This window comes from Mycobacterium sp. (assembly GCF_036490025.1).
Taxonomy (GTDB): domain Bacteria; phylum Actinomycetota; class Actinomycetes; order Mycobacteriales; family Mycobacteriaceae; genus Mycobacterium.
The window spans coordinates 19,529-29,818 of sequence record NZ_DASXEP010000160.1 but is presented as its reverse complement, the minus strand read 5'-3'; the positions used below and the strand labels follow the sequence as shown (position 1 = coordinate 29,818).

The window sequence follows — 10,290 nt, the reverse complement described above, 5'->3', positions numbered from 1 at the left end:
AGGGTGGGAGTGCCGTGGCCGCCGCCCGCGCCGGACGTGCCCTCACGGAGCAGGTCGGTGAGGGTGGCGATCGATGGGGTGGTGTAGTTGTTGCCGGGACCCCCGAAGTAGGGCAGGCCGCCGGTGACGGTCAGGCCGCGGGCGTCGGCGGTGGCAAGACCCAGTGCGGCGGCAGCCAGCTCCACCGCGGAGGGGAAGCACGAGTACAGATCGACGTAGTCCATGTCGTCGATGCTCAACCCGGCCAGTTCCAGCGCCCGCGTGCCGCCGATCCGAATCGCCGGCGACCGGTGCAATTCGGCCCGCTCGCTGATCGCGTAGGTGTCGTGCGCGTCGGTGCCCGCATACGGATACACCCATCGATCGGTCGGGATTCCCAAGCGCGTGGCGCTCTCCACCGATGCCAGGATCAACGCGGCGGACTGATCGACCATGTTGTTCGAATTCATCAGCTTGGTGTACGGCCAGCTGATCATCCGGTTCGCCGGTCCGGGTTGCCAAATACCCTCGGCCGCAACAGGTTTACGTATCCAGGCGTGCGGATTGTGCACCGCCACATCATTGAACCGGGCCCACAATTCGCCGATGCGCTCGCGGTGCTCGTCAACCGACTCCCCCGTGCTGATCCGCAGCGCCTGCTCGAACATCGGGTAGACGTACGCCGGACGGTCCAGGCCGATGCGGTCTTCGGCCGCCCCGGCCATGGGTACGTTCTCGTCGCTGCCTTCGGGCATCGGGACCGATTCGTCCTGCTCGGTATGACCCAGCCGATGGCCGTTGGCGCGCATCTGTGTTCTCGTTCGCCACATCTCGGCGCCGGCCACCAACACGACGTCCGCATGTCCCTGTTGGATGTCAACGCAGGCCCGGTTGACCAGCGTCTGCGGCACGTTGCCGCCGACGCCGCTGTAGCGGGTGGTGAAACGACCGGCACCGATGCGTTGGCCGAGCAGCAGGGCCGGGTCGCGGTAAGGCACCGAGAACAGGTTGACCACCCGGATGGCGTCGACGGCTTCGAGCACCCGCGCGTCGGCGGCTTCGCGCGCCGCCGTCGCCATCAAATCGACGGGCTCCGGGGTGTCCTCGGGTCCAGCCGCCTCGCGGTAGTTCACCTGACCGTAGCCGACCAGCACCGGCGTTCTGGGGTTGACGGGCATCAAGGAACCTTCCGCGGTTGGGGCCGGGCGAATGCTAGGCGGTGTCGGTGGATGCGAACAGCACGCCGTCGTTGATCAGCTGCTCGGTTTCCGCACTGCTCATCTTGAGGACTTTGAGGCAGATTTCGCGGGTGTCCTGCCCGGGCAGCGGTGCCGCCCGTTGCGGTGCCGGCGGGATGTGCCGAAACGGAGCGGGACCGGTCTCGGCCGGCAGCGGATGATCGAACAGTCGATGACGCATGTCGCTGAACAGCTTTCGCTCGCGCAGCTGTGGTTCTTCGAGAACGTCGGGAGGTCGGTTCATCTGGCCGGCCGGGACACCGGCCGATTGCAGGCTCTCGGCGACATGCAACGGGGTGCGACTGCGCGTCCACGCCGAAACCTGCTCGACCAACTCGTCCCGATGCGCCACCCTCGATTCGCCGGTCGCGAACCGCGCATCGTCGGCCAGTGCGGGCATTCCGAAAACTGCACTGGCCGAACGCCAATCGGCGTCGGTACGAATCGAGATGACACACCACTCGTCATCACCCGTGCACGGAAAAACCTGATGAACGCTGGTGTCGTGTTCCACATCGGCGTGGTCGTCTGCCCGTGCCGTGTCGGTGACGTACCGGGCGTCGAGTTGATTGACGACGGCCTCGGCCTGCGACACATGCACGCGGGCGCCCGCGCCGGTGCGATCGCGATGGATCAGCGCCGCCAGCGCGCCGATTGCTGTGATCCGCCCGACTACGTGATCGGGGAAAACCGTTGTCGCGTCGTAGAACCGGTGCCGGGAGTCGTCGGCCTGGTCCGGCTGGGGGTGCTGGTCCGTCCAGAGCTTGCTGACGCCTGCTGTGGCGCGGACCAGCGGGCCGTACCCCATCCGGTTGCTCCACGGCCCGTTGTCGCCGAAGGCGCTGCTTTCGGCGAGCACCAGCCGCTGATTCAGCGAATGGAGGGTGTCGTACGGAAAGCCCAGCGCGGCAAGTGTTCCCGGCTTGAAGTTGGCGAACACCGCGTCGGCGTGCGAAACGAGTCGGCTGAAGACATGCCTGCCCGCCTCGTCGCGCAGATCCACCCCGAAGGACAAATTGTTGCGATGCGTCCAGGCGAATGACTCGCTCATCGCCTCGCCGATTCGGGCCTGTCGCAACCCGTCCGGATAGTCGGGGCTTTCGACCTTGATCACCTCGGCACCCAGATCGCCGAACAGCCTGCTGAGCTCACCACCGGCGACGATGATGCCGAGGTCGATGATGCGCAGCCCGTCGAACGGACGCGGGCCGGACTTGGCCGGGGCTGCGATCGTCGCTTGCTCGGCGAGCCATTGCGCGTGGTGGTGGCCGGCGGTCGGTGCGGGCGTGCGGAAACCGATGTGCCGGCCGTCGACGGCGTAATAGCCGATCGGAATTCTGCTGTGCACGCCGGGAACGAGTTCCGCGTCGGCGACGGCGCCCACCGCCCGGAAATGGTCGGACGCCAGGATTTGCGCGGGCTCCAGCACGGCCGATATCGGCACGCCGTGCGACTGGCCCGCTGATACCAGAGCTTTCATCGGCTGGCCGGCGAACATCTGCTGGATCAGTCGGGCGATTTGCGGCCAGGCCTTGAATCGCGCAGCGATCACGTCGTACTTGGGATCCTGGAACTCATCTGGCTCCCCCAGCCAGCGCCGCAGCCCGCGCCACTGCCGCGGCGACATCACGCACAACCGGACGTAGCCGTCCTGGCACGGGTAGATCGGGTAGGCGTCCTGGTTTCTCGGGCGGCCGCGCCACCCATCGGGGCGCCGGATGCCCGCGGCGGCCTGGCCGTGCGCCCCGAACGCGGGATCGAGCGCCATTACCACAGCGTCGAACCGGGAGAAGTCAATGTAATCGCCTGTCCCGCAACGTAATCGGTTGTAGTATGCGGCCAGCGCGGCCCATCCGGCCTGAACGGCGGCGGTGGCCGAGGCGATGCCGTCCGGTGGCGGTACCGGTGTTCCGGTGGTGGGACCCGACCGCGACAACGACCCCGACAGCGCGTAGAGCACCGGATCGGTCGCCCGCCACGACGAACGCGGCCCCGTCCTGCCGAAATCGGTCACCGACAGGGCCACCAGCTGAGGAAACCGATCGGTCAGGTCTTCGCACGTGGTGCCGTAGGCCGCGGCTTGGCCGGGAGTCCCGCTGTCGACGACGATGTCAGCGCTGCCGGCGAGCTCGATCAGCCGCTCGCAGTCGGTCGGGTCGGACGGGTCGAGCACCGTGCTGCGCTTGTTCGCGTTGTGCAGTGCGAAGCGCACGCCGGTGCCGCGCAGCGTCGGACGCTTGCTGCGCGACGGGCTGCCGCCTGGCGGTTCGACCTTCAGCACGTCGGCGCCCAAGTCGGCCAGCAGCCGACTTACCGCGTCGCCGCCGTCATCGGACAGGTCGAGCACGCGCAGCGACGCCAACAGCCCTCCGGTTTCGGGCATGTCAGCGTCGCCAGGCACCACGCCAGCGTAGTTCGCACGCCGCATCGCGCCTCGCCTACCTCGACGTGGTGCGTCGTTCACCGAGTGTGCGGACAATCGGGCGGATGAGGTCAAAAAGGGCGAGACTGTCCGATGGCGAACGTGCCGGCATCGATGCCTACTGGCGGGCGGCGAATTATCTGTCGGTCGGTCAGATCTATTTACTGGACAATCCGCTGTTGCGTGAGCCGCTGCTACCCGAGCACGTCAAACCGCGGCTGCTGGGGCATTGGGGCACCACCCCGGGGCTGAACCTGATCTACGCGCACCTGAACCGCGTCATCCGCAACCGTGACGCCAACGTCATCTTCATTACCGGACCGGGCCACGGCGGGCCCGGGCTGGTGGCGAACGCTTACCTGGAGGGCACCTACAGCGAGGTGTACACCGGCATCGACGAAGACACCGAGGGTCTACGAAAGCTGTTCCGGCAGTTCTCGTTTCCCGGCGGGATTCCCAGCCACGTGGCTGCCCAGACGCCGGGGTCCATCCACGAGGGCGGCGAACTCGGGTACTCGCTGGTGCATGCCTACGGCGCGGCCTTCGACAATCCGGATCTGGTAGTGGCCTGCGTGGTCGGCGATGGCGAGGCCGAAACCGGTCCGTTGGCCGCCAGCTGGCATTCCAACAAGTTCCTCGACCCGGTCACCGACGGCGCGGTGCTGCCCATCCTGCATCTCAACGGCTACAAGATCGCCAATCCGACCGTGTTGGCCCGCATCCCGCACCCCGAGCTGGAATCCCTGTTGGGCGGCTATGGATACCGGCCGATCACCGTGGCCGGAGACGATCCCGCCGATGTGCACCAACAGCTCGCGGCCGCTCTTGACGACGCTTTCGACGACATCGCGGCCATCCAGCAAAGCGCACGTAACGGCGGCACAACCAAACGGCCGGTGTGGCCGATGATCGTGTTACGCACCCCTAAAGGGTGGACCGGACCCGAACAGGTCGACGGCAAGCAGGTCGAGGGCACTTGGCGGGCACACCAGGTGCCGCTTTCTGAGACCCGGGACAACTCCACCCACCGCGCTCAGCTGCAAGCGTGGATGCGTAGTTATGCACCCGAGGAGCTGTTCGACGACAACGGCAGGCTGCGCGCGCAGTTGCGCGCGCTGGCGCCCGAGGGTGCCCGACGGATGAGTGCCAACCCGCACGCCAACGGGGGCCTGTTACTGCACGACTTGAACTTGCCCGATTTCCGCGATTACGCCGTAGCCGTCTCGCAACCGGGCACCATAATGCATGAGGCCACCCGGGTGCTGGGCACTTTCCTGCGCGACGTGATCGCAGCCAACCCCGACCGTTTTCGGCTGATGGGCCCCGATGAAACCGCCTCCAATCGCCTGGATGCGGTCTATGAGTCCACCGACAAGGTGTGGTTGTCGGAGATCCTGCCCGTCGATGAAAACCTCTCGCCTGCTGGCCGGGTGATGGAGGTGCTCTCCGAGCACATGTGCCAAGGCTGGCTGGAGGGATACCTGCTGACCGGACGGCACGGACTGTTCAACTGCTACGAGGCGTTCGTGCACATCGTCGACTCGATGCTCAACCAGCACGCCAAATGGCTGGCCACCAGCCGCGAATTGCCGTGGCGGCAGCCGATCGCGTCGCTGAATTACCTGCTGAGCTCGCATGTGTGGCGGCAAGACCACAACGGCGCAACGCATCAGGATCCCGGCTTCATCGACCTGGTCGCCAACAAGCGCGCCGAGATCACCCGGGTCTACCTGCCTCCGGACGCCAACACGCTGCTCTCGGTGGCTGATCATTGCCTGCGCAGCCGCGACTACGTCAACGTCATCGTCGCCGGCAAGCAGCCCGCGCTGGCTTACCTGGACATGCAGTCCGCGATCGCGCACTGCACCCGCGGGCTGGGCATCTGGCAGTGGGCCAGCACCGCGACGGCCGAACCCGATGTGGTGTTGGCCTGCGCCGGCGACATCCCGACCCAAGAAACGTTGGCTGCCGCGGACATCCTGCGCCGCGAACTGCCCGACCTCGCCGTGCGGGTGGTCAACGTCGTCGACCTGATGCGCCTACTGCCCGACTCCGAACACCCACATGGCTTGCCCGACAACGAATTCGACACCCTATTCACAGTCGACACGCCGATCATCTTCGCCTACCACGGTTATCCGTGGCTGATTCACCGGCTCACCTACAGCCGCGCCAATCACCATCACCTGCACGTCCGCGGGTTCAAAGAGCGCGGCACTACGACGACACCGTTCGACATGGTGATGCTCAACGACCTGGATCGCTTTCATCTGGTCATGGACGTCATCGACCGGGTGGACGGCCTGGCGGGCCGGGCCGCGGTGCTGCGCCAACGGATGGCCGATGCCCGCTTGGCGGCTCGTCAATACACCCGCGAGCATGGCGAAGACGACCCCAAGATCGCGGGCTGGGCATGGGGAGTTGAGTGAGCGGAACGCAGTGACGGCAGCGAACCCGGCGTTGAGCTGGCGCTACGCTCATGCAGATGGCGACTGTTTTGTCGGTGAACGTGGCTCGGGTGCGAACGAATCCCGATCCGCGCGCGATGTCGAATGTGACCGGCATCGACAAGGTGGCGGTCACCGAGCCGGTCATGGTGCGCGCACCGGGCCCAATGCACAGTGGTGTCGGCAGCGGACTGGTCGGCGACACCATCGGCAACCGGAAATTCCACGGCGGCGATGACCAGGCCGTCTATGTCTACGCGCGAGAAGACCTCGATGCCTGGGAGATCGACCTCCGGCGCATGATCACCAACGGAAACTTCGGCGAGAACCTGACTACTTCGGGCATCGACGTGACTGCGTCGCGAATCGGCGAACGCTGGCGGGTCGGCACCGACGGCTTGGTACTCGAAGTCTCCGCGCCGCGCACGCCGTGCCGGACGTTTCAAGCGTTCCTGAATTTGGCCCACTGGATGAAGACCTTCATTCAGGCGGGCAAACCCGGCGCTTACTTACGGGTGATCTCACCCGGAAGGGTGCGGGCGGGCGACGAGATCGCACTCGATTACCGCCCTGACCACGACGTGACGGTCGGGATGGTCTTTCGCGCCCGATTCTCTGAACCAGAATTACTGCCTCGGCTGTTGGTGGCAGACGCGCTTCCAGCGGAGCTGAAGGACTATGCGCGCCGCCGGGTTACGTCGAACAACGGCTCACAATCGAAGTAAACGGGACGCCGCCGGTCCGCGGGTAAACTTGCCGAATGCTCGACGCGTCCGTTGCCACCGACACTCATCCGGTGGTGTCGCAGCTCTCGGCGCTGCGCGAGTTCCGCATCTACGTCGATGTGGCTGTGGTCGTGGTGGTGCTGACACTGGCGAATCTGGTGGCGCACTTCACCACACCGTGGGCGGGCGTCGTGACGGTCCCGGCCGCGGCGATCGGGCTGGTCGGCTGGTTGCGGGTCAACGGCCTGGGCTGGGCCGAACTAGGTCTGGGCCGGGATCACTGGAAATCCGGCGCCGCGTACGCGCTGGGCGCCGTGGTGCTGGTCGTGACCGTGATTGCGATCGGCGCGCTGCTGCCGCTGACCCGGCCGATGTTCATGAACAACCACTACGCAACGATCTCCGGCGCACTGGTCGCCTCGATGCTCATCATTCCGCTGCAAACCGTGATTCCCGAGGAGCTTGCCTTCCGCGGCGTGCTGCATGGCGCGTTGGACCGGGCGTGGGGGTTCCGCGGCGTCGCAATGGCGGGTTCGCTGCTGTTCGGGCTTTGGCACATCGCCACGTCGCTGGGTTTGACAAGCAGCAATGTCGGCTTCACCCGGCTGTTCGGCGGCGGTTTCTTCGGCATGCTGGCCGGAGTCATGCTGGCGGTGGTCGCGACCGCCGCCGCCGGCTTTGTGTTCAGCTGGCTTCGACGGCGCAGCGGCAGCCTGCTCGCACCGATAGCTCTGCATTGGTCGCTGAACGGGCTCGGGGCATTGGCGGCCGCGCTGGTGTGGCAGCTGTCCAGGTAATGAATCTCTACACCAGCAGGACAGCCGCGCCGGCGATGCGGCCGGCGCTGAGGTCCGACAGCGCCCGATCCGCTTGATTCAGTGGGTATTCCGGCGTGGTCACCGTGATGTGGTGTTCGCCGGCGAAGTCGAGGAAAGCCCGCGCGTCGGCGCGGGTGTTTGATGTCACCGAGCGAATCTGGCGCTCCTGAAACAGGTGCCGCTGGTAGTTCAGGGCGGGAATGTCGCTGAGGTGGATTCCGGCGATCGCCAGCGTCCCGCCGCGATCCAGGGCTTCCAAGGCCGGCAGCACCAGATCACCGACCGGGGCGAACAGGATTGCGGCGTCCAGACGTATCGGTGGCGGATCGACCGCCCCTTGGGCCGACGCGGCGCCCAACTTCACGGCCAGCTCCTGGGCCGCGACGCCGCGCGTCATCACATGCACCTCAGCACCCTGAGCGAGCGCGACTTGTGCGGTGATGTGTGCGCTGCCCCCGAACCCGTACAGCCCCAACCGGCCGCCCGGCGGCAGCTCCGCGCGCAGCAACGACCGATAGCCGATGAGGCCGGCGCACAGCAGCGGCGCCAGCTCACTGTTGCTGTAGCCGGTCGGCAGATGATGCGCGAAAGCCGCTGGGACGGTGGCGAATTCGGCGTAACCACCGTCGGCATCCCAACCGGTGTAACGGGACTTCGGGCATAAGTTCTCGTCGCCGCGTCGGCAATACCCACAGACACCGCAGGTGTGCCGCAGCCAGGCGATCCCGATCCGGTCGCCGACGCTGAACTCGTCACCTGCGTCGGCACCGACCTCGACGACCTCGCCGACCACCTCGTGTCCGGGCGTCACCTTCGGCCGGTGCACGGGCAGGTCACCTTCGGCGACGTGCAGGTCGGTGCGGCACACTCCGCACGCGCGCACGGCCACCAGGAGTTCGGAAGGTCCGGGGCGTGGGACGTCCGCGGTGACGTATTGCAGGGGCTCAGTGTCCATTGGACCGGGCTGCCGCACCTGCCACGCCTGCATGGTTGCCGGGATCGCCGCGGGAGCCATTCCTACAGCATGCCGCTAATCACCGCGGCCGCAACGGGTTAGCGCCGGTCAGGACCTTCGCAGCATGCCGACGATCCACAGCAGAATCACCGAGCCGAGCAGCGCGGTCAGGAAGGTGAAGATCAATCCGCCACCCGCCGTGTTGACGAAGAAGCTCAGGATGAAGCCGCCGATCAACGCTCCGACGACACCGATCACGATGTCCACCAAGATTCCGGAGCCGCCACCCTTGACGATCTTGCTGCCGATCCAGCCGGCCAGACCCCCGATGATGATGTAGCCGATCAGACCGACGCTCGTCGTCGTTGTCGAACGCGCCAGAATCTCAGTAGCTGCCGTGACATCCATCGGGAACTCCTTGCTGTCCCTGGCCAGCCCGCTGCTGGACAGTTGTCAGCCTATTCATTCCCAGAATCGACCGCGATTATTCGGTCAACTGGTCGTTGGCGTCACGTCGACACTGCGCCCGGAGCCGGCGCCGGGCCGTTCCCGCCGGCAGGCTGTCCTGGGGCCGGCGGCGGCGCTGGTGCAGGTGCTCCGGGTGCAGGGGCCGGTGCAGGCGCCCCGGGTGCAGGGGCCGGGGCCGGTGCTCCCGGTGCAGGCGCAGGGGCTGGGGCTCCGGGTGCAGGGACGGGAGCCGGTGCTCCCGGCGCGGGTGCCGGAGCCGGCGCGTTGGGGGCAGGTGCCGGACCCGGAGCCGGTGCCAGTGGTCGGACCGATTCGGCCAGGGTCTTGGCCCCGGCCTTGTCCGCCGGGTCGTTGCCGGTGCCCAGCCACACCACGAACCAGCGCTGGTTAGCCTCGGCCGGCGGGACATTGGGTCCGGAAGGACTGACCACGCCTGCCCAGATCTGGCCGTTCGGCTTGCTGGCGTCGCTGAACTTCACCTCGTAGTACGAGGCACCGCCGGAAACGCCGTTGGCACCCAGCGCGGTGCTCTCCTGGTTGACCCGAGTGCCCGGGTACGGCATGAAGAATTCACCCATGTCCGACGCTAACCGGGTGGCGGCCTTGGTGTTGTCGGGTTCGGCGCTGGCGTAAAGCTTCTGGTCCAATTTGCCTAATACCACCCGGGTGTCATTGGCGACCGGTGGCGGCTGACCCGGAGTGGGTGCGCCGGCGATCTTGCTGAGCAGCGCCGAACCGTAGTCCAGGTGGGTGGCATCGGATTCCACCCAACCGGCGGGGAGGACGAAGCTGAACCCGCCCACCGGGTTGTCGATGCGTCCGGCATTCGGGTCGGCCACCGGCGGCGCCGGGGCGTTGGGGTCTACTCCAGGTGGCGCCGCGACCGGATCGGCGACCGGGGGTGCCGCGGGCGGACCTGCCGGACCGGGTGCCGCATCGGGCGCGGCGGGCGGGTTGGCCGGCGCAGGCGCAGGAGGGTTGGCCGGTGCCGGTGCCGCAACGGTAGGCGGCGGGGGTGGCGGCACCGGATCGGCACCGGCTGTCGTTGCGGGCAACGCGAACGTGATCGCTCCGGCACCACCGACCGCAGCAATCGCGAGCGTCGTCCAGCGGTTTTTGGGCCGTATCGAGTTTCGGTCCACCTGGTCCATGAGCAAAAAACCTACCGTGTTACACCCGTGACGCAAGTGTGGATTGCTGAGGATGGGATTAATTTGTCGGACGCCGTGAGCAAGGGG

General features: G+C 66.7%; 8 protein-coding genes. 3 read left to right on the top strand and 5 right to left on the bottom strand.

Going from position 1 to position 10,290, the window contains the following annotated elements; all coding sequences use genetic code 11:
* Window positions 1–1,157 (bottom strand): thiolase C-terminal domain-containing protein (locus VGG53_RS18345; protein ID WP_331519506.1); only part of this gene is annotated, 1,157 nt, incomplete at its 3' end.
* A gap of 34 nt (window positions 1,158–1,191) precedes the next feature.
* Window positions 1,192–3,600: a CoA transferase gene (locus tag VGG53_RS18340; RefSeq protein WP_331519511.1), complete on the bottom strand. Its 2,409-nt coding sequence runs from the start codon at window positions 3,598–3,600 to the stop codon at window positions 1,192–1,194.
* 104 nt (window positions 3,601–3,704) lie between these two features.
* Here VGG53_RS18340 and VGG53_RS18335 point away from each other — a divergent pair, with 104 nt between their 5' ends.
* Genes VGG53_RS18335 through VGG53_RS18325 form a run of 3 tightly spaced genes read left to right on the top strand, consistent with a single transcriptional unit; the run spans window position 3,705 to window position 7,608 of the window.
* Window positions 3,705–6,068: a phosphoketolase family protein gene (locus VGG53_RS18335; protein ID WP_331519505.1), complete on the top strand. Its 2,364-nt coding sequence runs from the start codon at window positions 3,705–3,707 to the stop codon at window positions 6,066–6,068.
* A 56-nt stretch (window positions 6,069–6,124) separates the two neighbouring features.
* Window positions 6,125–6,811, top strand: a complete 687-nt coding sequence (locus tag VGG53_RS18330; protein WP_331519504.1) for an MOSC domain-containing protein — start codon at window positions 6,125–6,127, stop codon at window positions 6,809–6,811.
* Between the two features lie 35 nt (window positions 6,812–6,846).
* Window positions 6,847–7,608, top strand: coding sequence for a CPBP family intramembrane glutamic endopeptidase (locus tag VGG53_RS18325; protein ID WP_331519503.1), 762 nt, complete (start codon window positions 6,847–6,849; stop codon window positions 7,606–7,608).
* A gap of 7 nt (window positions 7,609–7,615) precedes the next feature.
* Here the strand turns inward: VGG53_RS18325 and VGG53_RS18320 are convergent, their stop codons facing one another.
* The 3 genes from VGG53_RS18320 to VGG53_RS18310 form a co-directional block, all read right to left on the bottom strand.
* Complete coding sequence (locus VGG53_RS18320; protein WP_331519502.1) at window positions 7,616–8,644, bottom strand: zinc-binding alcohol dehydrogenase family protein; 1,029 nt, start codon at window positions 8,642–8,644, stop codon at window positions 7,616–7,618.
* Between the two features lie 48 nt (window positions 8,645–8,692).
* A complete protein-coding gene (locus VGG53_RS18315; protein WP_331519501.1) occupies window positions 8,693–8,992 on the bottom strand; it encodes a GlsB/YeaQ/YmgE family stress response membrane protein in 300 nt (99 codons plus the stop codon).
* 101 nt (window positions 8,993–9,093) lie between these two features.
* Window positions 9,094–10,203, bottom strand: coding sequence for an alanine and proline-rich secreted protein Apa (locus VGG53_RS18310; RefSeq protein WP_331519500.1), 1,110 nt, complete (start codon window positions 10,201–10,203; stop codon window positions 9,094–9,096).
* Between the last annotated feature and the right edge of the window lie 87 nt (window positions 10,204–10,290).